The organism is Bradyrhizobium sp. AT1 (genome assembly GCF_001590795.1).
Taxonomy (GTDB): domain Bacteria; phylum Pseudomonadota; class Alphaproteobacteria; order Rhizobiales; family Xanthobacteraceae; genus Bradyrhizobium.
The window spans coordinates 2626192-2650031 of record NZ_JXDL01000001.1 but is presented as its reverse complement, the minus strand read 5'-3'; the positions used below and the strand labels follow the sequence as shown (position 1 = coordinate 2650031).

The 23840-nt window shown below is 64.6% G+C and carries 17 protein-coding genes; 6 read left to right on the top strand and 11 right to left on the bottom strand.

What is annotated here, in order from left to right; genetic code table 11:
- The first annotated feature begins 15 nt into the window (after positions 1-15).
- The gene (locus SE92_RS12580; protein ID WP_063195987.1) at positions 16-786 is read left to right on the top strand and encodes an amino acid ABC transporter ATP-binding protein; all 771 of its coding nucleotides are present in this window, start codon (positions 16-18) and stop codon (positions 784-786) included.
- A 188-nt stretch (positions 787-974) separates the two neighbouring features.
- On the opposite strand, the gene SE92_RS12575 is transcribed toward SE92_RS12580, so the two are convergent.
- From SE92_RS12575 to SE92_RS12565, 3 genes are read right to left on the bottom strand one after another with little or no spacing between them, the layout of a single operon-like run.
- Positions 975-1559, bottom strand: coding sequence for a DUF1254 domain-containing protein (locus SE92_RS12575; RefSeq protein WP_063195986.1), 585 nt, complete (start codon positions 1557-1559; stop codon positions 975-977).
- Positions 1556-2134: a DUF1214 domain-containing protein gene (locus SE92_RS12570; protein ID WP_063195985.1), complete on the bottom strand. Its 579-nt coding sequence runs from the start codon at positions 2132-2134 to the stop codon at positions 1556-1558. The genes SE92_RS12575 and SE92_RS12570 overlap by 4 nt, the downstream gene beginning before the upstream one ends.
- Before the next feature lie 9 nt (positions 2135-2143).
- Positions 2144-4432 (bottom strand): transglycosylase domain-containing protein, encoded by a 2289-nt coding sequence (locus SE92_RS12565; RefSeq protein WP_063195984.1) that lies wholly within the window; start codon positions 4430-4432, stop codon positions 2144-2146.
- A 292-nt stretch (positions 4433-4724) separates the two neighbouring features.
- Between SE92_RS12565 and SE92_RS12560 the strand changes: the two genes are divergently transcribed.
- From SE92_RS12560 to SE92_RS12540, 5 genes are all read left to right on the top strand, one after another.
- Positions 4725-5234: a YcgN family cysteine cluster protein gene (locus SE92_RS12560; RefSeq protein WP_063195983.1), complete on the top strand. Its 510-nt coding sequence runs from the start codon at positions 4725-4727 to the stop codon at positions 5232-5234.
- A gap of 136 nt (positions 5235-5370) precedes the next feature.
- Entirely contained in the window at positions 5371-6504 is a 1134-nt protein-coding gene (locus SE92_RS12555) for a patatin-like phospholipase family protein (RefSeq protein WP_063195982.1), read from the top strand.
- Positions 6505-6519: 15 nt separating this feature from the next.
- Positions 6520-8631: a S8 family peptidase gene (locus tag SE92_RS12550; protein WP_245324556.1), complete on the top strand. Its 2112-nt coding sequence runs from the start codon at positions 6520-6522 to the stop codon at positions 8629-8631.
- Between the two features lie 11 nt (positions 8632-8642).
- Positions 8643-9974, top strand: a complete 1332-nt coding sequence (locus SE92_RS12545; RefSeq protein ID WP_063195981.1) for a ComEC/Rec2 family competence protein — start codon at positions 8643-8645, stop codon at positions 9972-9974.
- 211 nt (positions 9975-10185) lie between these two features.
- Positions 10186-11769 (top strand): MDR family MFS transporter, encoded by a 1584-nt coding sequence (locus SE92_RS12540; protein ID WP_063195980.1) that lies wholly within the window; start codon positions 10186-10188, stop codon positions 11767-11769.
- Between the two features lie 3 nt (positions 11770-11772).
- On the opposite strand, the gene SE92_RS12535 is transcribed toward SE92_RS12540, so the two are convergent.
- The 8 genes from SE92_RS12535 to SE92_RS12500 form a co-directional block, all read right to left on the bottom strand.
- Positions 11773-13461 carry an alpha/beta hydrolase gene (locus tag SE92_RS12535; protein ID WP_063195979.1) on the bottom strand — a complete coding sequence of 563 codons (1689 nt, stop codon included), beginning with the start codon at positions 13459-13461 and terminating at the stop codon, positions 11773-11775.
- A gap of 43 nt (positions 13462-13504) precedes the next feature.
- Positions 13505-15460: a GAF domain-containing sensor histidine kinase gene (locus SE92_RS12530; RefSeq protein ID WP_063195978.1), complete on the bottom strand. Its 1956-nt coding sequence runs from the start codon at positions 15458-15460 to the stop codon at positions 13505-13507.
- 86 nt (positions 15461-15546) lie between these two features.
- Entirely contained in the window at positions 15547-17235 is a 1689-nt protein-coding gene (locus SE92_RS12525; RefSeq protein ID WP_283806816.1) for a thiamine pyrophosphate-requiring protein, read from the bottom strand.
- A gap of 52 nt (positions 17236-17287) precedes the next feature.
- A complete protein-coding gene (locus tag SE92_RS12520) occupies positions 17288-20254 on the bottom strand; it encodes an ATP-binding protein (protein WP_245324555.1) in 2967 nt (988 codons plus the stop codon).
- 96 nt (positions 20255-20350) lie between these two features.
- Entirely contained in the window at positions 20351-20773 is a 423-nt protein-coding gene (locus SE92_RS12515) for a putative quinol monooxygenase (protein ID WP_084251963.1), read from the bottom strand.
- Positions 20774-20849: 76 nt separating this feature from the next.
- Complete coding sequence (locus tag SE92_RS12510; RefSeq protein WP_063195975.1) at positions 20850-21695, bottom strand: VOC family protein; 846 nt, start codon at positions 21693-21695, stop codon at positions 20850-20852.
- Positions 21696-21733: 38 nt separating this feature from the next.
- Positions 21734-22747, bottom strand: a complete 1014-nt coding sequence (locus tag SE92_RS12505; RefSeq protein WP_063195974.1) for an aldo/keto reductase — start codon at positions 22745-22747, stop codon at positions 21734-21736.
- 38 nt (positions 22748-22785) lie between these two features.
- Positions 22786-23511, bottom strand: coding sequence for an alpha/beta fold hydrolase (locus SE92_RS12500; RefSeq protein WP_084251802.1), 726 nt, complete (start codon positions 23509-23511; stop codon positions 22786-22788).
- Positions 23512-23840: the final 329 nt, after the last annotated feature.

Sequence of the window (23840 nt, the reverse complement as noted above, 5' to 3'; positions counted from 1 at the left end):
TCCTGGGAGACGAAAATGGTGCAGCAGACCGTTGTGGACGAGACGCGCCGACCGCCGGCCATCGTCGCCGTGGAGGGGGTGGTGAAGCGGTTCGGCCGCTTCACGGCCCTGAACGACATCAATCTCAGTGTGAGGGCAGGTGAGAAGATCGTGCTTTGCGGTCCGTCGGGTTCGGGCAAGTCGACGCTGATCCGCTGCATCAACCATATCGAGACGCATGATTCCGGCCGGATCGTCGTCGACGGCGTCGAACTGACGGACCGGATGGGGGACATCAACACCGTCCGCCGCGAGGTCGGCATGGTGTTCCAGAGCTTCAACCTGTTTCCGCATCTCTCGATCGTCGAGAATTGCATGCTGGCGCCGATGAAGGTGCGCGGCCTGTCACGCGCGCAGGCGCACGAGCGCGCACGGGGTTTCCTGCGCAAGGTGCGCATCCACGATCAGGCGGACAAATATCCGGGACAGCTGTCCGGCGGCCAGCAGCAGCGTGTCGCCATCGCGCGCGCCCTCTGCATGCAGCCGAAGATCATGCTGTTCGACGAGCCGACGTCCGCGCTCGACCCCGAGATGGTCAAGGAGGTGCTCGACATCATGGTGGAGCTCGCGCGGGACGGCATGACCATGGTCTGCGTCACGCACGAGATGGGCTTCGCCCGCGAAGTCGCGGACCGTGTGGTTTTCATGGACCACGGGGCGATTGTCGAGGAAGCCGATCCCGAAACCTTCTTCCGCGCGCCACGCACGGAGCGGGCGAGGGATTTCCTCGGCCAGATCATTCATTGATCGGGGAGGAGCGTTCCTCGCGATGATGCCGTTCTGCCTGCGTTTTGCCCGACGGGTCAAAGCAGCGTCATTGCGAGCCATCGTGTCGTCATCGACGACTGAAGACCCCAATGATTTCAATGCCCCCGCTACTGTGCATGGGGTTGTTTTCGCACTTTTGGTTATGAGGCTGCCGAGCCAGCCGCGCCTCACCGCCGGCCGCGCGGCGCCTCGGCCTTGGCGGGCTGCTCGGTCTGCGGTCCGCAGCTCGCGGCCGCAAGCGTTGCCTGCGCCTGCGGCATCAGGCCGGGCTCGGGAGCGAGCGCCTTCATTACGATCAGGCCGGTGGTCGAGGGAGAGTCGATGATCAGGCGGTCGGCCGCGGTGACCTCTTCGTCCTCAGGCAGCTCGTTGTGCTGCGCCTCCGTCATCAAATCGAGCTCGATCACCTTGCGACCCGCCGAGCGGTCGTTGATGGCGTAATAGGCGATCTCGTTGCGGGTGTAGAACGACACCGAAGTGTAGGCCTGGCTCACCGGCACCGTCAGCTTGATCGGCCCGCTTGTGAGGTCGTAGCGGCAGATCGCCAGCGCGAAGGCCGGGTCCATGAACGGCATCGGCGAGGTCTGGGGATCGGCGAGCGGAAGCTGGCTGACGCCGTTGAGTTTGGTCATCGGCGTCAGCCGCGAATAAGCGTCCTGCGTCGCGATCCGCGGCAGCGCCAGCACGCTGACGAGGTGGACCACGAGACCCAGCACGATGCCGGCAACGACGGTGAACAAGAGCCGGATCATGAGCAGCCCACCGTCGCGATGGAGGGCATCGGCGCATCGCGCTGGGTGCGCGTCGCCACCCCGACCGGGGTATCGTAGAGGCGCAGCATCAGCGCGTAGCGCTCGATGCCGCCGGTCGGCAGCCAGTTGCCGGCGCGCGAGCGCGAGGCGATGCGGATCTCGAACGATCCGTCGGAGGACCGCACGATCTCCTGGCTGGTGAAGCCGTAGCGCTGCAGCGAGTTGGCGACGAGGTGGCCCTTGCGGTCGTACAGCGTCAGCGTCCAGAACCGCGCCGGCGGCGTCACGCCGGAGACGATCACGTCGCAGCGGCCGTCGAGCGCCTTCTTCTTGTCGTCGGTGGTGGCGGTGAAGGCGACGCCGTCGCCGGTGCCGATCGGCAGCTCGCCGTTGCGCACGATGGTGGCGCGCGAATAGGGATCGACATCGGCGGTGCCGGTGCGCGGCCGCGCGGTCCAGGCGCCGATCGTCAGCGCGCCGATCTCGGTGCCACGCGTTGTCGTCATCCAGGTCGCGCCGACGCCAACCACGCCTGCGAGAAGGAGCGCCGTCAATGTGATCAGGATCAGACGCACTTGTTTCGATCAGTTCTTGCGCGGGACGGAGGCGTTGGCATTCTCTTCCGCATAGTTCTGCGGGAAGGCGAGTGCGCTCGTCGCCGAGGACGGCCCGGCTGGCTTGGTGTCGGCATCCGCCGATTTCTTGGCCGTCTTGGCGGCGTCATCGAGCAGCTTCTCGACGCGCACCAGGATGTCGGCGCCGCGCTTGGTCAGCACCGGCGGCGGACCCGGCTTGGTCTCCAGCACCTTCGGCGCCGCGTTGGCCTGGGCGTTGCTGACATGCTGCGGCGGCAGCTTCTGGCCCATGCCGATGCCGGGGATCTCCCGGACCTCGACGCCCTGATGCGCCGCGAGCATGATGTCGTGCCAGGTCTGCGCCGGCAGCGAGCCGCCGGTCATGCGGTTGGTCGGCGAATAGTCGTCGTTGCCGTACCACACCGCGCAGGTGAAATTGCCGGTGTAGCCGACGAACCAGGCGTCGCGATACGCGTTGGTCGTGCCTGTTTTGCCCGCGGTCGGAATGCCGTCGAGCGCGGCGCGGCGCGCGGTGCCTTCGCTGACGACGTGGCTCATCATGCCGGCCATGTCGGCGGCGACCGAGGCGGGGATCGCCTGTCGCGGCTTCGGCCCGTCGCGGTCCCAGCGCCAGACGAGATCACCCGCGCCGGTGCGCACTTCCAGCACGGAATGCGGCGTCACCGCCTTGCCGCGGTTGGGGAAGGTCGCATAAGCGACCGCGTGCTCGAGCACGGTGACTTCGTCCGAGCCGATCGGCAGCGACGGCGTGTCGGGCAGGGGGGCCTTGAGGCCGAAGCGGCGCGCGACCTCGACGATCTTGGCGCGGCCGACCTTGGCCGGGTTCGACGCCTTGGGCTCGTTCTTCTGGCCGATCGCGATCGACAGCTTCACCGGCACCACGTTGATCGAGCGCGTGATCGCCTGCGTCAGCGTCACCGAGCCGGAATAGGAATGGCCATAGTTCTGCGGGCACCAATTGCCGATGCAGACCGGGCCGTCGACCACGATCGAGTTCGGCGTGAAGCCGTTGAGCAGCGCGGTGGTGTAGACATAAGGCTTGAACGACGAACCCGGCTGGCGATAGGCGTCGGTGGCGCGGTTGAACTGGCTGGCGCCATAGTCGCGGCCGCCGACCATGGCGCGGATGCCGCCGTCGAGATCGGACACGACGGTTGCGGCCTGCGTCGCGTGATAGTCGCGGCCGAACTGGCGCAGCTGGTTCTCCACCGCGTCCTCCGCGGCCTTCTGCACGTTGGTGTCGATGGCGAGGCGCACCACGAAGACGCGCTCGGTGTACGACTTCGGGAAGGTGTCGACCAGCTTGCGCATCTCGTCGAAGGCGTAGTCGAGATAGTAGTTCGGCGAAGCCTCGTCGCGGCGGTCGACGGCGAAGGCCGGATTGCGGCGGGCACCGAACACCTGGCCCTCGGTCATGAAGCCGGCATCGACGAGGTTGTCGAGCACGACGTTGGCGCGGGCACGCGCCGCGGGCAGGTTGATGTGGGGAGCGTATTTGGTCGGCGCCTTGAACAGGCCGGCGAGCATCGCAGCTTCCGCCAGCGTCACGTCGCGGGCGGATTTGTTGAAGTAGAAATGCGCCGCGCCGTCGACGCCGAAGGTGCCGCCGCCCATATAGGCGCGGTCGAGATACAGCTTGAGGATCTCGTTCTTGGTCAGGCGCCATTCCAGCCAGACCGCGAGGAAGGCCTCGTTGACCTTGCGCTCGATGGTGCGCTCGTTGCTCAGGAACAGGTTCTTGGCGAGCTGCTGGGTGATCGAGGAGCCGCCCTGGCGGACGCCGCCTGCCTGCGCGTTGGTGACGAGGGCGCGCGCGGTGCCGGCGATGTCGATGCCGAAATGCTCGTAGAAGCGGCGGTCTTCGGTCGCCAGCGTCGCCTTGATCAGCACGTCAGGAAAATCTTCCAGCGGGATCGAGTCGTTGTGCTTGATGCCGCGGCTGCCGATCGGGTTGCCGTAGCGATCGAGGAAGGTCACCGCGAGGTCGGACTTCTTCAGCCAGTCCTCGTCCGCGGTCTCGCGGAAGGCGGGGATGGCGAGGGTCAGCATCACGACCAGGCCGCCGAGGCCCAAGGTCGCGGCCTCCGACAGCGGCTCGATGAACACCCAGCGCTTCCACCGCCCGACATAGAAGCGGTCCATGAAGGTCGAATAGCGCTCGTAGAGCTCGCGGATGCCCTTGGCCGAGGAGAACAGCGAGGAGTCGATGCGCGCATCGAGATCCAGGAAGAAATTCCGGATCCTCTGCTTCCAATGCGGTGGTATGATCTGGCGCACCTAGAACCCTTGAGGCTCGCTTCGAAAGCGTTCAAGCACCCGGCCGGGGCGGCATCGAGACGTCTTGGGGGAATGTTGCGGCAAACCCAAGGCGCCCGGCCGGCATCCGAGGGACTTGCTGTTCCTTCTAGCCGAGCGGGGGCCATAAACCAATGGTCACGCTCGCGATTTTGAACAACAGGCTGAATTGACCCCGGGTCATTACGGGCCTCAAAGGCGCATTGCTTGCACCACCCCGGCCGCTCGCCCTAGATGACCTTCGCCGTCACTCTTTCGAATCTTGTTGAGGCGCATGACCGCAGCTCCCAAACGACCTTCAAGCCAGGAAGGATTCTTCTGGAAAACCAAGACCTTGGAAGAGATGTCGGGGCCCGAATGGGAAAGCCTGTGCGACGGCTGCGGCCGCTGCTGCCTGAACAAGCTCGAGGACGAGGACACCGGGCACATCTATTTCACCCATATCGGCTGCAAGCTGCTCGATGGGATGAGCTGCGGCTGCAAGGACTATCCGAATCGGTCAGACAAGGTTCCGGATTGCGTCCGTCTGACCCCGGCCAATGTCCGCACCCTGAACTGGCTGCCGCCGAGCTGTGGCTACAAGCTCGTCGCCGAGGGCCGTGACCTCTATTGGTGGCATCCGCTGGTCTCCGGCGATCCCAATACCGTGCATGAGGCCGGCGTCTCCGTACGTGGCCGGGTCGAGGGCAGCGAGGAGGACACCCCCGACGAGGAACTCGAGGACCACATCGTGCAATGGCCGGCACTGCTGCCGAAGCGGGCCCGCCTGAAGAAGCGGCCCTGAGCCGCTGTGCGCAGCGGTCGCACGCCGAGGCACTTCACATTCAAAAGTTGAAGCGCTAAGGTGGTTGTAGATTTAAGACGATAATTATTCAGGTTGTTGCAAGTTATTGAGGTACCCTAAATTTTTGAGGGGTCCGATGAATACTGACCCGGTTCACCCGATACCGACCGACGACGAGAGCAAGCCACCAGAACCGACCACCGCGCTCTGCCTTTCCGGTGGAGGATATCGCGCGATGGTGTTTCACATCGGCGTCCTTTGGCGCCTCTACGAGACGGGGCTGCTGGAGGGCGTCAAGCGCATATCGAGCGTTTCAGGCGGGTCGATCACTGCCGGCATGTTGGCGCTGGCGTGGCCCGGCCTCAGTTTCAAACCCGGCAGCGTCAACAGCCATTTCATTCCTAAGTTTGTCGCGCCGTTGCGCGCCTTCGCCGGCATCACGATCGATGCCGAGTCGGTCATCCTGGGCGCGCTGTTACCGGGCAGCATCGGCGACCGTATCGCCGAGGCGTACGACGATCACCTGTTTCACGGCAAGACGTTGCAGGACATGCCTGACGAACCGCGCTTCGTGATCAACGCAACCAATGTGCAATCGGGCGTTCTCTGGCGTTTCATGAAGCCCTATATGCGCGACTATCGGGTTGGCGAGGTGAAGAATCCGAGGATTCCCCTGGCGCAGGCGGTCGCTGCGTCGTCCGCGTTTCCGCCGGTCCTGTCCCCGTTTGAACTGCATCTGAAGGACACGGACTTCGTGCCGGGTACCGGGCTCGATCTCCAGCGACCGCCATTCACGACGCGCGTCGTTCTCAGCGACGGCGGGGTCTATGACAATCTCGGGTTGGAGACAGCATGGAAGCGGCACCAGACCGTTCTGGTCAGTGATGCCGGCGGCAAGACCCGAGAGGAGGAGCAGCCGGAGACGGACTGGCCGCGGCATTCCTACAGAGTTCTCAACCTGATCGACAACCAAGTGCGTTCTCTGCGCAAGCGCCAGGTCGTCGACTCCTTCAAGTCGGGAACGCGCAAGGGCGCCTATTGGGGCATCCGCACCGACATTACCGATTACCAGCTGCCGGATGCACTCAACTGTCCGCTGGATCGCACGATGCGGCTTGCCGAACTGCCGACGCGGCTGAAGAAGCTCGACCCGAAGACCCAGGAACAGCTGATCAACTGGGGTTACGCGGTTTGCGATGCGGCTGTGCGCAAGCATGTCGCGGCGGTCGGGCCGCCGCCGGCCTTTCCCTATCCGCAGTCTGGGGTCTGACGCAGAGGTCCGAACGTGGCAAAGCAACGCAAGCAGGGACGCGGATCGCGTCGGGGCACGCCGAAATCGGCAGATGCGCCCCTATCGACCGCGACGGAGGGAGCCGAATCCGGTTCGAGCGCAGCTGAAAATGCACCGGCTGCCAAGCCGCAGTCCGGCACGGCGCAGCCTCCGCCGAGCGATGCTGCCACCAAGGCGGACAGGCCCCTGCAGTTCTCGGTTCCGGCGGAACTCGTCGAGCATATCCTGTTAGGTCCGGTCGACGACCGCCGCGTGCTCCAGGATTCCCCCTTGCTGGGTGACGTCTGGGCCGCCTATGCGCTTGATCCGGGCCTCGTTCAGGACGTGTTGATAACACCGCACAAGAACGTCACGGCCGCGGCCGTTGCCCAAATCATCCCGCGGGGGATAGATCTGCGCCAGCAGGAGCGCCAGGCCGAAAATCCACCGCCATCGAAGCGGCCGAAGGTGAGGGCGAAGGTCGCCTATCTGCAGGGCCTCGTGGGAGCGAGGCTGTATTTCGACGAAGTGCTCCGCATCCTCGTGCCTCTGACGCAATGGTGGAGCCAGTCGAAGCTTCAGGAACGAATACTGAAGATCGACCAGGCCAACCTGTACGCGTTGCTCCAACGAGAGCCCGATCAGCGCGGCGACGATCATAGGAATTTTACGTCACTCGAAAGGTACATCGCGCTCGCGGGCTTGATTTATTGGATCGGCAAGCTCGAGCGTCCGACCATTCCGGGCAGCGCCCCGCCTGAGCCGGTACCGCATCTGCCGCGGCTGCAGATCGATGAGGCATTCCGCGCCTATCTGCCCCACGTCCCCGAAATCATCGCGGGCATGTTCGAGCTTTACGGAGTGATTCAGGCCAATCCCAAAGCGCTTGCATCGGACGATCCCGACGACGACGAAGCCGGGAGCGAAGGCTACATCTTCCAGGTCTCGCTCAACCGCGTCGCGGCGGCGGCGCTCGACCGCTCCGTGCCAGCCGTGAAGGCCGATGCCGCGCACTCCCTGTTCAAAGTGAACTGCAAGAACATCATTTGGGCGGTGCTCGATTCCGGCATCGACGCCGACCACGAGGCCTTCGCCGAGCACGACAACCCCGACAGATCGCGCGTCAGGAAGACGTTCGACTTCACGAGAATTCGCGAGATCGTCAGCAACGACGAGGGCGACATCGCCGCGGCCGAACTCGAGGACATTGCGAATGCCGCCGGCATCGAACCCGCCGTGGCGTCGGACTATCTGAAGGAGATTGCCGCGAACGCAAGGGCAAAGCGTCCCATCAACTGGGGGGTCGTCGAAAAGCTGATCACGCTCAAGAACCCGCCGCAGCCGGTCAGTCTGCATGGTACCCACGTCGCGGGCATCATCGGCGCCGATGGACGCAGGACTGGCCATCCCGACGGGATGTGTCCCGACATCCGCATCTACGATTTCCGCGTTCTGGGCAAGACCATCGATGACACTGAATTCGCGGTCATCGCCGCTCTGCAATACATCCGCTACGTGAACGAACGGCACAACTACATCACGATTCACGGCGCCAATCTCAGCCTGTCGATCCCGCACAACGTTCGCAATTACGCCTGTGGGCGCACGCCGGTGTGCAACGAATGCGAGAGGCTCGTGGAGAGCGGGGTCGTGGTCGTGGCCGCGGCGGGTAATCGCGGCTTCCAGAAGCTCACGACCACCGACGGCGGCGTTTTCGAAAGCTATGCCGCGTTCAGCATCACGGATCCCGGAAATAGCGAGAGCGTCATCACGGTCGGGTCCACGCACGGCAATTGGCCGCACACCTATGGCGTGAGCTTCTTCTCGAGCCGCGGCCCGACGGGCGATGGTCGCCTCAAGCCCGATCTGGTGGCGCCGGGGGAGCGGGTGCAATCATGCATCATCGGAGGCAATCACCAGGAATGGGGCCCTGAATCCGGTACCAGCATGGCCGCGCCGCACGTCAGTGGCGCCGCGGCGATGCTGCTGGCGCGCTACGAGGAACTGATCGGCCAGCCTCGGCGGGTCAAGCGCATCCTGTGCGAGAGCGCGACCGATCTCGGTCGCGAACGAAGTTTCCAGGGCCACGGCATGCTCGACGTGCTGCGCGCCTTTCAATCCATTTAGGGGAGGCGGACATGTTCTTCAGTCTCGATGTCTTGCGGGCGCGCAAGGGCGATTGTCTGATGCTTCATTTCGGATCGGAGCAGGATCCACATCTGATCTTGATCGATGGCGGTCCCTCGGATGTGTACGAGCCCTTTCTCAAGCCGCGGCTGCAAAAGATCCATGAAACACGCGATCTGGGCGAGGAGGCGCTACCGGTCGACGTCGTCATGGTAAGTCATGTCGACGACGACCACATCAAGGGAATTCTCGACCTCACCAGGGAGCAGCGCACCAACAGCCCCGACGTGCGTCTCGCCGTGACCAGCCTGTGGCACAACAGTTTCGACGACTTGCTCAAGACCAAGCCCGATCAGTTGGTGGCGGGTTTTGGCGTCGCCTCGGTCGAGGCGACGGCCGCGGGAGGCGAGGCGGGCCTGGATTCCGGAAGCGTGCTGGCCAGCATCGGGCAGAGCATGCTCAGGGATGAGACCGCCATCGAAAACGAGGATATGCATCAAACGGTCGAAGTGCTGTCCAGCATTCCGCAGGGGCGCACCTTGCGGGACGATGCCAAGGCCCTCGGCTGGAAGCCCAACCACAAATTCAAGGGCAAGCTGATCCTTGCGGCCGAAACCGCGAAGCCAGTGACGCTCGGCGATCTGACGATAACGGTGGTTGGGCCGATGCAGCCGGAACTGCTGGCCTTGCAGGAAGAGCATGACAAATGGCTGCGCGCGCAAAAGGAGAAGAAAAAGAAATCGCCCGAAGCCGCGCTGGCGGCTTTCGTCGACGAATCCATTCCGAACCTGTCCAGCATCGTCGTCCTCGCCGAACTCGGGGGCAAGACGATGCTGCTGACGGGCGACGCCCGAGGCGACAAGATTTTGGAGGGAATGGAGCAGGCCGGGCTGTTGAAAGCGGGCGGCAAGAAGCACGTTGATCTCTTGAAGGTTCCGCACCACGGCAGCGACAACAACATGGAGACGATCTTCTTCAACCGCCTGCCGGCCGATCACTACGTCTTCTCCGGGGATGGCGAGCATGGCAATCCCGAACGTGCCACGCTCGAGATGCTGCTGCAGGCTCGGGGCGCCGACGCTGACTACACGATCCACCTTACGTATCCGGTCGAGGAAATAGATATCGCGCGACAAGCAGACTGGGAAAAGGAGCAAGCCAAAGAAAAGGCCAGAAAGAAGAAAAATCCGGCGTCAAAAAAGCCGGTCAGGGAGAATTGGTCGCCGGCAAAACACAGCCTTGCCGCTCTCTTCAAAAACAATCCCAAGCTCGCCGGGAAAGTGGTGATCGTCGATCCCGACAAGCCGCATCTGATCGATCTGCTCAAGCCGCTGGACCTGTAGGGTCCGGGACTTTACGGGGGCTGCTTTCGGAAGCCGTCCCGAGCCGCCCGGACCTGGGAGGCCAGAAACGTCACTCACGCAATCGCGATGGTGCGTCGGTGGGATGCACCCATGCGCGGCGGTGCCTGCCGGAGAAGGACTTTGCCGTCTATGTTGCTACTATAGAACGAATCCTTCGCGGCGTTGCGCCGCCACACGACGTCCGAGCGAAATGAACAAGTTCGACCGGCAGAGCAGTTCTGCCGACACCCAGACTTTGCCTGACGATATCGCCGAAGAGCTGTCCCGGCTTCCGAGCGAGGTGATCAGCGTCGATGACGCGCCGTCCATCGCGCCGCCGGTGCCGCTGTCGCAGGACGAGGTCCGCACCATCGTCATGAGCCTGATGCTGACGATGTTCCTGGCCGCCCTCGACCAGACCATCGTGGCGACCGCGCTGCCGACCATCGGGCGCCAGTTTCAGGACGTCTCCAATCTCTCCTGGGTGATCACCGCCTATCTGCTCGCCTCGACCGCGGTCGCGCCGGTGTTCGGGACCTTGAGCGACATCTACGGCCGGCGCGCCATGATCATCATCTCGCTCAGCCTGTTCGTGGCGGGCTCGGTGCTGTGCGCGATCGCCCCGAACATGCCCATGCTGATCCTGGCGCGCGGCCTTCAGGGCCTCGGCGGCGGCGGCATCATGCCTGTCGTGCAGACCGTGATTTCGGATGTCGTCTCCCCGCGCGAGCGCGGCCAGTACCAGGCCTATTTCTCCAGCGTCTGGATGGTCGGCGGCATTTTGGGCCCGGTGATCGGCGGCGTCTTCGCCGAGCATCTGCACTGGTCGATGATCTTCTGGATTAACCTGCCGCTGACCGCCGCGGCGCTCGCGCTGCTGCTGCCGAAGATGAAGAAGATTCCGGTGTTCCACCGCAAGCGCAAGGTCGACTGGCTCGGCGGCGTGCTGCTGATGGCCTCCGCCGTCGTCTTCATGCTGGTGCTGACCTGGGGCGGCACGCGCTTTCCCTGGCTCTCGCCGACGGTGCTTGCGATGGTCGGCGGCGCGGTCGCGCTCGTCGTCAGCTTCGTCTGGCACGCGCGTCGCGCGGATGAGCCGTTCCTGCCGCTGCCGTTGCTCGGCGGAAGCGTCGTGCCGTTCGGGCTGATGGCCGGCGGTTGCGCGCTCGGCGCCATCACGGGTCTCACGGTCCAGCTCCCGCTCTATTACGAATCCGTCTATCACCTCAGCGCCAGCGAGGCGGGCCTCGCGCTGATTCCGCTCGCGGCCGTCTCCACCTGCGGTGCAGCCATCGCCGGCCGTACCATGGCGCGGGCCAAGCATTACAAGCGCGTCGCCATCGTCGGCACGTCCTGGGCCGCGCTGTGCGGCCTTGGCCTCACGCTGACGACGCTTCCGCTATGGGGCCTGTTGACGCTGATGGCTGCGTTCGCACTCGGCCTCGGCACCACCTTTCCGGTTTGCGTCGTCTCAATCCAGAATTCGGTCGCACGGCCGCAGGTCGGCACCATCACGGGTGCGTTGAACTTCTTCCGCTCGCTGATGTCGTCCTTCACGGTCGCCGCTTTCGCAGCCATCCTGCTTATCGCGCTCGGCATCGACGTTCCGCTTGCCGGCGAGCATCACGCCGCAGGCGCCGTTGCGATTCCCACAGAGGACATGCGCCACGCCTTCCGCTACGTGTTCGGCGCCGCCACCGCGCTGATGACCGGGGCCGCGCTCTGCCTGATCGCGATGGAGGAGCGGCCGCTGGCCGGCCCCTCGGCGCAGCAACCCGTCGAGATGGCGGAATAGGGCTCAGCCGCCCCGATCGGTATAAGGCTGCTCTGCGACGTTGCCCCCGGCGGCCTGTCGCGCCGCCGCTGCAAGATGGGCCTTGAGCTGCGCCAGCGACTCGGCGGACCAATCATGGACATCGGTGACGGCGACCCAGGCATCAACGTAGTGCTCGGGCGCGTAGACATGGCCAAAGCCCATTGGCGTATGGGTCGCGACCGCCATGTCGAGGGCGAGCTGCAGCATCGTCACGACGGGATACCATCGCAGCTCCGGTGACACATCCGGCCCGCGTGGCAACGACATCCAGTCAGGGGCTCGATAGGCGTCGCGATAGGCGAAGAAGCTGATCGCGTCGCTGGCATATTGCAGATAGACGACGCGCATCGGGCCCCAAGGCGCATCTGCCGGTACCGTCGGCCCATCCTGGTTCATGAAGCGCACGAAGCGGCCGTCGCGGAATTCCGGCAGCCAGGCCGGCGTGCCCGGATTGCGGTTCGCGGTGATCCAGCGCCAGATGCGACTTTCGAACGGCGCGCCGCTCCAAAGGGCGCCCGCAATGGGATCGCCGATCGTCTCGAACAGCTCTGCGGATTTTTCCGAGTTCATCGCGCCGAGGCTCAGTCCATGCAGGTAAAGCTTCGGCCGCCGGTCCTTCGGCAGCGTGGTCCAGTAGCCGTAGATTTCGGCAAACAAAGCGCGCGCGGCTTCCGCACCGAACTCGGGCTGAAACAGCAGCGACAGCGGACTGTTGAGATAGGAATACTGCATCGCGACACTGGCGATGTCGCCATGGTGGAGATATTCGACGGTATCCATCGCGGCGGGGTCGATCCAGCCGGTTCCGGTCGGCGTGACCACGATCAGGATCTTGCGGTCGAAGCCGTGCTGCCGCTTCAGCTCGTCGAGAGCGAGCCTGGCGCGCGCTTGCGCCGTGTCGGCGCCACCGAGGCCCACATAGACCCGCACCGGCTCCTTCGCGGGCCGTCCCGTCACGGCGTTGATCTCCGTTGCGGTCGGCCCCGAGGCAATGAACCTGCGCCCCATGCGTCCGAGCTGCTTCCACTTCACCAGCGAGGCGGGACTTCCCGTCCGTTCCGGCGCGGTCGGCTGCGGCCGTTCGGGCTCAAGCAAGGCGTCGACTTCGCGAAAGGACGAATCGAGTGCGTTGAACGCCGTGCGGATCAGGACATTGGTGGCGATCGACCAGAACAGCAGGCCCGCGGCGAGCACGCCGAGGACGTTCGCGATTCTCTTCGGAACGATGCGCCTGGTCCGCGCGGCAATGAAGCCGGCGGCGAGCACGAACAGCCGCGCCAGCACCAGCAGCACGACGAACGTGATCAAGGCGACGACGCAGACCTTGAGCGGATGGGCGGTCTCGACCGGTGCCATCTTCATCACGGCGCGGATCGAGTTCTGCCATCCGGCCGCCCGCCATAGAAAGAGGATGACGACGAGCAGGCAGGCGACCGCGACCAGCGCATTTGCGGTCGATCTCACGCGTGCCGACGGCTCGGGCAATTCGAGATAGTGCCACAGCCAGCGCCAGACATTGCCGGCGAGATAGCCGATCCCGAAGCAGGCGCCGGCGACGGCGCCCTGCGTGAGATAGCTCCGCGGGACCAGCGTCGGCGTCAGCGAGGCCGCAAAGAACAGGGCACCCAGCATGAGGCCGACGCCGGACAACGACAGCAATTGCTGCCGCATGAGCCACGCAAGTTTGCTGAAAGCACCCACGGGGCGATTATCCTCAGCTGTTGTCGGACAGACCACTCTTGCGCGGCAACCGAATCGTGAATTCAGTGAACTTGCCCGGCTCGGTCGCGACGTCGATCGTGCCGCCGTGCTGCTTCACCACGATGTCGTGGCTCATCGACAGTCCGAGCCCGGTGCCTTCGCCGGCCGGCTTGGTGGTGAAGAACGGATTGAACATCTTCTCCTTCACCGCGTCCGGGATGCCGGTGCCGTTGTCGCGAATGCGGATCTCGATGTGATCGCCGCGGTCGCGGGTCGCGGCGGTCACGACCGGCGCGTAGCCGGCCGCCGCGTTCTCCGCCTTGCGCTTGGCGACCGCATGGAATCCGTTCGAGATCAGGTTCAGCAGCACCCGGGTGATCTCCTGCGGGAACACATCGGCCGAGCCTGCCGCGGGATCGAAATCGCGTTCGAGCGTCACGTCGAACTGCGGCTTCTCGGCCCGCGCGCCATGATAGGCGAGGTTGAGGCTCTCCTCGACCACCGCATTGATGTCGCTCAGGCGATGCTCGCCGCCGCCCTCGCGCGAATGCAGCAGCATGTTCTTGACGATGGAATCGGCGCGCCGCCCATGCTGCACGATCTTGCCCAGATTGTCCTTCAGCAGCCCGGTGAGCTCGCCGATCTCGGCGCGAACGTCGTCTGCGAGGCCGACAGGTGCGAGCACCTCGTTCAGCTCGTCGGTCAATTCGGCGGAGAGCGAGGCGAAATTGTTGACGAAGTTGAGCGGGTTCTTGATCTCGTGCGCGATGCCGGCGGTGAGCTGGCCGAGCGAGGCGAGCTTCTCGGTCTGGACCAGCCGGTCCTGCGCGGCGCGCAGATCGTCGAGCGAGCGGGCGAGCTCCCCGGTGCGGGTCGCGACCTCGTTGAACAGGCTGACATTCTTGATTGCGATCACCGCCTGGTCGGCAAAAGTCTGCAGCAGCCGCACGTGATGATCGGCGAACGCACCGGTCGCGCGTCGCGTCGCGATGATGATTCCGATCGCCTCGCCCTCGCTCATCAAGGGCGCGAACAGCATGCTGCGATAGCCCCGCGCACGCGCGATGTCGCGCGCCGCCGGCTCGAGCTCGGTGTCGGGCAACTGCGCCGCCGTGCCATTCGCCACGAGCGAATAGGGTGGAAATTGCGCGAACGGCACCGGGAACGACGCCTGCAGCACCTGGTCGCCGGCCGGATCGGTCGGCGTGAAGGCGGCAAGGTGCGCGGCACCGTCGGCATAGCGCAGCACCGCGGTGGAGAAGCCGCCGATCAGCCGGTTGGCGTTGGCGGCGATGGCGTCGAACACCGGCTGCACGTTCGAGGGCGAGGCCGCCATCACCTTCAAAATGTCCGCCGTGGCGGTCTGCCGCTCCAGCGCTTCGCGCGTCTCGTTGAACAGCCGCGCATTCTCGATTGCGATCACGGCCTGGTCGGCGAAGGTCTGCAGCAGTTGCACGAGGTCGGGCGCGAATGCGCCGGGCTGGGCGCGCGTGACGCTGATCATGCCGACCGGCGTTCCCCGGTTCATCAGCGGCATGAACAACACGCTGCGAAAGCCGCGCAGCCGGGCCAGCGCGCGGTTCAGCTCGGGGACGTCATCGGCCTCACTGTCCGGAAACTGGATGGTCTCGCCGCCGCGCACCAGGGCGAAGGTCGGAAAGTCCGCGATCTTGCGCGGGAAAGAAGCCTTCAGCCCTTCGTCCGCCTCCGGGCTGGTCGGTGTGAACGCCACGAGATGCAGCTCGTCGCCGATGAACCGGAGCACGGTGGCGGAGAAGCCGTCGAGCAAGCGCCTGGAACTGGACGCGATCGCCGCGAACACCGGCCGGGCATCGGAGGGGGAGGCCGCGATATTACGCAGGATCTCGGCGCTGGCGCTCTGGCGATCCCGCGCAATCGCCAGCTCGCTGCGCAGCCGGGCGTTCTCGGCTGCGAGTTCCTCGGCGATATCGTTGGGACGGTCAGTCATCCGCAATCCGGCTCGATGCCGCGAGCTGCGCGGCACCAAGCCGGATTATCACATCCCCCGTAGCTGGAGCCAGCTTTCGACGGGCCTCACGTGCCCGGCCGCGACACCTCGGTTTCCTTGCTGGTGATGAACTCCAGCAGCACGGGCACGCCTTCTTTGGTCTTCTGGATGCCCCGCCTGATCGCGGGGATGATGTCCTCGGGCCTCGACACCCGCTCGCCATAGCCGCCGAAGGCGCGCGCCATTGTGGCGTAGTCGCCGGAGATGTCGGTCGAGCGGTATTTTTCGGTCGAGATCGGCATCACTTTCAGTTCGATCGCCATCGAGAAATTGTTGAGCAGGATCGACATGATCGGGATGCGTTCGCGCACCGCCGTCTCGAAATCCATTCCCGTGAAGCCGATGGCCGCATCGCCCCAGACATTGATGCAGAGCTTGTCGGGCCTTGCGAGCTTGGCGCCCATCGCGAGCCCGAGGCCGTAGCCGAGTTGCGTCGTCTTGCCCCAGCCGAGATAGGTGAGGGGTTTTGTCGATTTCCAGAACGGCGAGAGCTGGTCGCGCGGGCTGCCGGCGTCGTGCGTGATGATGGTGTTGTCGATGTCGACGGTGTGCTGCAGGTCCCACAGCACGCGATAGGGGCTGAGCGGCGCGTCGTTGCTGGTGAGCTTCGGCATCCATTTCGCCAGCCATTCCTCGTGCGAGGTCGCGATCTCGGCCGCAACGGCGGAGGCATCGCGATCGGATGTGACGGTCTTGCCGATCTCCTCCAGCAGCGCGTCGAGCACGAGGCCGGCGTCGCCGACCAGGCCGATTTTCGCTTCCACATCCTTGTTGAGATGATTGGGATCGAGCGTGGAATGGATGATGGTCTTGCCCTTCGGCATCGCGATGCCGAAATTGGTCTCGGTGAATGAGCAGCCGATGCCGAAGATGACGTCGGCTTCAGTGAGGAATTTCGGCACCGCACGCGGCACGGCGAGGCCGCCGGAGCCGAGCGAGAGCGGATGCGTTTCCGGGAACGATGATTTGCCGCCGAGGCTGGTGGTCACCGGGATCGCCAACCGCTCGGCGAGCCGCTTCAATTGCGGCCAGGCCTGCGCGTAATGCACGCCCTGGCCGGCATAGATCACCGGACGCTTGGCGTTGACGAGCAGGCTGGCCGCCTCCTTCACATGCACGGGATCGGCGCCGTAGCGCGTGCGCAGCACCGGCGTGTAGTCGAGCGGCTCCGGCACCTCCTCGTTCCACATGTCCGAGGGGATCTCGACGATGACGGGACCGCCGCGGCCGTTCTTCAATTTCGTGAAGGCGCGGCGGAATATGTTGGCGACTTCCGCGGCGAGGATGATCGGCTCGGACGATTTCGAAAACGGCTTCATCGCCTCGCTGGAATTGAAGTTCGGCTCAATATGCGCAAGCCGGCGCTGATAGCCCATCGGCAGCACCAGCACCGGAACGGATTCGCCGAAGCACTGCGCGACGCCGCCCATCGCGTTCTCTGCGCCGGGCCCATGCTGCATGCAGAACGCGCCGATGCTGCGTCCCGACGTCACGCGCGAGATCGCATCCGCCATGTGGATGCCTACGCGCTCCTGCCGCACCATCACCGGGCGGATCTCGGCCTTGGCCGCGTGCTCGATCAGATGGTTGACGGGATAGCCGCAGAGGATCTCGATCCCCTCGCGCCGCATGATTTCCGCAATGGCGGTGCCGAGCTTCATGACGTCTCTCTCCCTGGCGAGGCCGGTTGATCCGGCTGGTTGGGGAGAGAGGATCAGGAATTACCCTGGGCGTAAAGCGCGTGCGGCAGGTGCGGCGGTAGGCCAGCTATGCATCGCGGGCGTGCACTGGCTTCGGCTGGCGATAGTGGCCGCGGCCGATCGCCCTCGGCGGCTCGCGCTCCAGCAGGCGCGAGGCCGCAACCAGATCCGGCGTCTCGAAGCCCTCGGCGAAGCCTTCATAGATCGGGGCCAGCAGTCGGACAGCCTTGATCCTGCGGTCGGTCCCGATCCAGTGTGCGGCGAGATCGGTGGCGATGCGCAATTCGAATGTCGCCGCTCCGATGGCGCGTGCTTCGGCGAGTGCCTGTTGCAGCCGTTTTTCAGCGCGTAGCGGCTCCCCGGAATGAAGAAGGACCGCTGCGTCGACCCGCTGAAGTTCTGACCGGCACCAGCGCTCGCCCTGACGTTCCTGATGGCCGATCGCCCGCGTGATGGCCTCGCGCGCCTCCGCGATCCGCCCTTGCTGCAAATAGGCGCGGGCGAGGACCGCGAGATAGCTGCCTATCCGCATCAGGAAGCGGCATTCGATCAACTCTTCGATCGCGGTTCGAATATGCTCCACCGCGCGCGGATCGCCACGCAAGTCGCGAAGGCAGGCGGAGAAATAGCGCTCGACCGGAACCCAGCGCGAGATGCGCTCGCGTTCCAGGTTGCGACGCAGCCGCATCGTGTAGCTCTCGAGCGCGTCGAGATTGCCGGTTTCGAACGCGACAGGAAGGGCGGCGAGGCCAAGTGCGTTCGATTGCGATACCCAATGACCACTGCGGTCCGCGGCATCGACCGCGTCTTGGGCCAGCCTCGCCGCGTAGTCGGGTTGTCCCTGCATCCAGGCCACGAAGGGCAGGTTGAAGCGGACGGTGATGAACCGGTAGACCTCGTTCGCGTCTTTGCGCGAACGGCCCTCTGCCAGGGAATAGTTTGCCGCAAGACGATCCAGAACCGGGCGGCTCTTGCTCAATTGGCCGGCAAAGGCGCGGGCCCAGGCCAGTGCCCGGTCGGCTTCGGACGTTGCCGTCAGGTCGCGTTCCCGGTCGGCCAGCGCGGTGGCCTCCTCGAGATAGGTTATGGCGCGCGGGAGCTGGCCGATCTGCAACAGGTAAAAGGCAAAGCCCACCAGCGCACGTTGCTGATACTCGATGTTGCCGGCCCGCCGTGCAAAGGCGATCGCATCGAGCCAGGCAACCTCGTTTTCATTCGACATGTTGCGGGCGTAGAACAGGCTCCATCCAAGGGCGCAGGCGAGCTTTGCCTTCGACAGATCATCGCACGCGACCGTCTTGGCCAAAGCGAGCGCACCGTTCAACCGTGCCTGCGCTTCCGACAGGATGGAGGTTTCCGACCACAGGGTGATCGCCGCAACCGTGAGCTTGATTCCCAGATGGGCATCGCCTGCCTCTCCGAATGCCCAAGAAAGCGCAGCTCTCAGATCGGCGATGCGACCGAGGTAGCGCTGGGTCCAATCGGTCGGCTCGCGCCAGTTCCACTCCTCCTCGGACTGCTCGAACAGCGCGAGGACGCATTCTGCATGGCGGCGCAGTGCCCGGCCGCAGGCCGGATCGGCCAAGCGTCGCTCGGCGGCATACCGCCGCGTGCTGTCGAGCAGCCGATAGCGCAGGCTTGCGCCGCGCGCCTGTGCACTCAACAGCGATTTGGCGACGAGACTGCCGAGGCCGGTGACGACGTCGACCGGGGTGATCCCCGCCGCCTCTGCGACGAAAACCGCATCGCCGGCGTCAAACGCCTCACTGAACACCGACAGCAGGCAGAATAGTCTCGCCTCGTTCTGCGGCAACAGACGAAAGCTCCAGTCGATTGTCGCCATCAGGGTTTCATGGCGCGGCGGTGCGCCCTCGGCGTCGGAGGCGCGAAAACCCAATTTCCGATCGAGCAGCGCCACCAATTCGCGAGGGGTGAACTTGCCGATCTGGGCCGCCGCCAGTTCGATCGCCAGCGGAAGGCCGTCGAGCGCGTGACAGATCGAGGCGACGTCCTCGCAATCGTCACCGGCGAACTGGTAGTCCGACCATTCGGCCGCGCGACGGACGAACAGCTGCACCGCCGGAAACCTGACGGCCTGATCGACGGTGAGGGCGAGGCCGGGTTTCGGTGAGGCCAGCGAACCTAGCCGCACGATATGCTCGGCGGCGGTGCCGAGCGGCTCGCGACTCGTCGCAAGCAGCCTGGACGGCGATGTATCCGTCATGAACTTGCCGGCAAAGATCGTGGCGGCGGGCAGCACATGCTCGCAATTGTCCAGGATGAGCAGCATCTGCCGCGGCCTCAAATAATCGAGAGCCGCAGCCAGACCGTTGTCCGTGTTGCCTCTGATGCCCAGCGCCGTCAGCAGCGCCGCGCCGAACAGCGTCGGATCGGAGATCGTGGCGAGGTCGACGAAGCAGACGCCGTCGCGGCACCGTGGTGCAAACGCCTGGGCGACGGCCACCGCAACCGTCGTCTTGCCGATCCCTCCCGTGCCAGCCAGCGTCACGTGCCTGTTGTCAGCCAACAGATCAGCGATTTCGGCGATGTCCGCTTCGCGACCAACGATGCCGCGCAACAATGGCGGATTGGACAGGGAAGGCGGATCGGCAAGCGCCAGATCGTCCTCGACCTCGCCGATACCGATTTGCACGTCCGCGATGAACTTGTACCCGCGGCGCGCCACGGTCGCGATGTAGAGGGGCTCGATCTGGGTATCTCCCAGCGAGCGCCGCAGGCTCCACATGTTGACCTTGAGATTGCTGTCGTGGAGGAAGGTGCCCGGCCAGGCCGCAGCCATCAGCTCATTCTTGCTGACCAGATCGCCGCAGCGCTGTACCAGCACCTGCAGGAGCTCGAATGCGCGTCCGCCCAGCTTGACGGGGCGCCCCTCGAGAAGGAGCAATTGGCGGCGGGGAACCAGTCGAAATGGGCCGAAGCAGTAAGTGAGTTCCCGTCGGCGTGTGCCCCGTTGTTGTGTTTCCGTGGCAGCCCGCATTGACCATTGCCAGTCGATCGAAAGGATCGCTTGCAATTATCATGCGCTGCAAAGCTGTTGAAGTGACCGGTTCTGAATTCGCACGATTGCTGCCGGCGGAATGGCTGCGACAAAACCGCTCGCGCGGGCCGGCTATTTCTTAGGCACGCCGAGAACCGCCATGTGCAGGACTTCGACTCCGCCATCGGCAAGTTCCGGAAGCTTGGCGAACCACGCCTGCACATAAGGCATGGCATTATGTGCGTCGAAATCGGCCTGGCTGGCGAACACCTCGTAGAAGATGAAATGACCCGGTTTGGCGCGGTCTTCCTGGAGAAAATAGACCAGGTTCTTGGGATCGCCGCGAACCAGGTCGATCAGCGGAAGCGTGACCGCACGCAACGCGTCTTCCTTCCCGGCCTTGGCGCGCACCTGGGCGACCACCGAATAGGCGCCTTCCGGAATCTCCTGATAGCGCACGCGCGGGGCTTCCTGCGCGACGACCGATGCCGTCGGCATGGCCATCGCGGCAGCGAAGAGCAGGGCGCCAAGCAAATTGCGGACGAGCTTTTGCATGATGCAATCCTCCACATTGAGATCATGGATGCCTTGTCGGGCGACCAGCGGAAGCCGGTCGCCCGACGATTGATGGTCAGCGCACGATTGTCTGCTGGCGCTTCGCCAGGGCCTCGCTGAAGCGCTGCTTGACCGGGCCGAGCGCTTTGACGAATTCGAGCTGCTCGCCCTCCGGCCCCTTGCAATAGATCAGCTCCCAGCCGTTCGAGGGTTCCGCGGTCACCCGGTTGGTGTTGGCGCTGCGAGGAGCGGCCTTGCGATCCGCCTCTGTCATGACGCGGATGGTACGGTTCGCTCTCACCTGCGTCATGCCGCGGCGCGCGGATTCGGCTTCGAGGTCGGCAATGAACTTGTTGAAGTCGACATCGTCGCGAACATGGAAGCAGATGTGCATCATGCGCGGGAAAGCCGGACTCATGTGCTCCAACGGTTCGGCAAAGCTCTTCGCGCTGCCCATGGGCTGGTCGGCCTCGCGATATTGCAACAGTTCGAGCACCATGTTGTCGAACTGGATGAAGCGGACATCGAGCCGTTGCGCTCCGCTTCTGAGGTCGGGAACCCCGATGGTCCGCGGATTGATCCCGCGCACGTTCGCCTCGATCTCCTGGTCGGCCAGCAGCGTGTTCTGTACGCCGTCGCCCTGGAAGTCGCCGTGACGGAAGACCTCGGTGCCGCCCAGCACCTCCGTATAGAATTGATAAGCCCGCTCCATGTTCTGCACCGTCAGCCCGAAATGCTGGACGCCCTGCAGCCGCGCACCGAGCGGCGCCTCGTCGCGCTCGGTTGACGACATGCCGCCCGGCACCGCGGACGCGGCTGACGGGATGCTGCCGACCGCAAGACCGGTGATCATCGCGGCGCCTGCCGTGCGAAGCAGGGTGCGGCGCTCGATCTCGGCAACGTTGCAGGTTTCGTTGGTCATTCTCGTCTCCTCGGTCTGTGGGTGATGTCATGTGCCGGTCAGCCGGCGTCCGGAAGCGGAGCCGCCGGATTGACGAGACCGGCCGATCGAAGTTCGCGCCAGAAATCGCCGGGTATTGATTGGTCAAGCGCCGCGCGGTCCTCGGCGATGCGGCCGGGCCGGCTCGCCCCGGGGATCACGGCGGCGACGACCGGGTTTGCCAGCGCGAACTGCAGGCCAGCCGCCTTCATGCCGATGCCGTAGCGGTCGGCGATGGCCTTGATCCGCGCCACCTTGTCGAGGATTTCCGGGGGCGCCGGCGCATATTCGAAATTCGGGCCGCCGACGAGCGCGCCCGAACTGTAGGGGCCGCCGACGATGATCGCGAGCTCGTGTTCCGCCACCATCGGCATCACCCGCTGAAGAGCCCGCGCATGGTCGAGCAGCGTATAGCGCCCCGCGAGCAGGAAGCCATCGGGGCGCGGCTCTTCGAGCGCGAGCAGCAGCTCGATCGGCTCGACCCGGTTGACGCCGAGGCCCCATGCCTTGATCACGCCCTCGTCGCGCAGCCGGTCCAGCGTCCTGAACGCGCCCTTGCGCGCGCTTTCGAACACCGACAGCCACTCGTCGCCGTAAAAATCCTGCGCGACGTCATGCACGAAGGCGATATCGATGTGGTCGATGCCGAGTCGCTTCAGGCTGTCCTCGATCGAACGCAACGTCGCATCGGCGGAGTAATCGTTCACGATCCGGTTCGGACGGCCGTATTTGAAGACGCCGCCCTTCTCGCCGAGGTCGCGTGCACCGACATCCTCGACCTCGTCCAGGATCAGGCGGCCGACCTTGGTGCTGACGATGTAGTCATTCCGCGGCCGGCCGGCGAGCGCCGCGCCCAAGCGGATCTCGGCGAGGCCCGCGCCGTAGAACGGCGCGGTGTCGAAATAGCGGATGCCGTCATCCCAGGCCGCTTTCACCGTCGCGAGCGCTTCCTGCTCCGGGATGTCGCGAAACATGTTGCCGAGCGGCGCTGCACCGAAGCCGAGCTTGCCCGGCAGAATAGTCTTGAGGGCCATGTTGCGAATCCTTGCGTGTGACGGCCGTGGGACCGATCTCAATCGGCCGGGGAGGTGTCTGCGCTTCTGATGAAGGCCGCGACCTCGCGCGGATGCGCCAGCATCACCGCGTGGCTGCTCTTGATTTCCGTCACCTTCGCGCCCGAGCGCTTGGCCATCATGCGCAGCAAGGACGGAGGGATAATGTGATCCTCCATCGTCACCATGTAATGGGTCGGCTTCGTCTTCCAGGCCACGCGGTCGACCTTGGTCTGCACCGCCTGCAATCCAAACGGCAATTGCGCCGCAGCCATGAAGCGGGCCGTTGCGGCATCGACGCCGGCGGCGAACGCGGTCGGGAATTTATCGTGGTCGACGAAGAGATAATTGCCCTCCTTGACCAGCGGACCCGCGTGCTCGCCGGGCGGCACGGGTATTTCCGACAGCGTGCTGACCGACTCCCCAGCCTCGGGCGCATATGCGGCGAGATAGACGAGGCTGCGAACCTTCGGGTTGTCGCCGGCCTCGGTGATGACCATTCCACCATAGGAGTGCCCGACGAGAATCACCGGATGCCGCGCCTTGGCGATCACACGCTCGGTCTCCGCGACATCGTCACGCAGCGAGATCGTCGGCTGCTGGACGACGAGCACTTCATAGCCTGCCTTCGAGAGAATGTCGTAGGTGTCCTTCCAGCCCGAGCCATCGACGAAGGCGCCATGGACCAGGACGATGGAGACGGTCTTCTCGGCGGCCACCGCGGGGGCGGCCGTTGCGATCGACATTGCGGCAAGTGCAGAGATAGCAGAGATAGCAGAGATAAGCGTCTTCATACCAGGCTCCAATCCTCGATGCGGCGGCATTGCCGTTGAAGAGCCTTTCACTAGCGCAGGCAGGCGTTGCGGTATTTCCGATTCCTGCGCGATGACGGACGCATCTTGCTGATCTCGGCTTTGGCAGCCGATCGCGCTGCGTTTCAAGTCTTTGCTGTGCCTGCGTTTTACCTCTTTTAACCGCGCCGCCTCTGGACTTCGCTATCGCCGCTTGTGAGAAATTCAGAGATCGGCGTGGCAGCGGCCCGGGCTGCAACTCATCACCGGATGGAATGATCGCT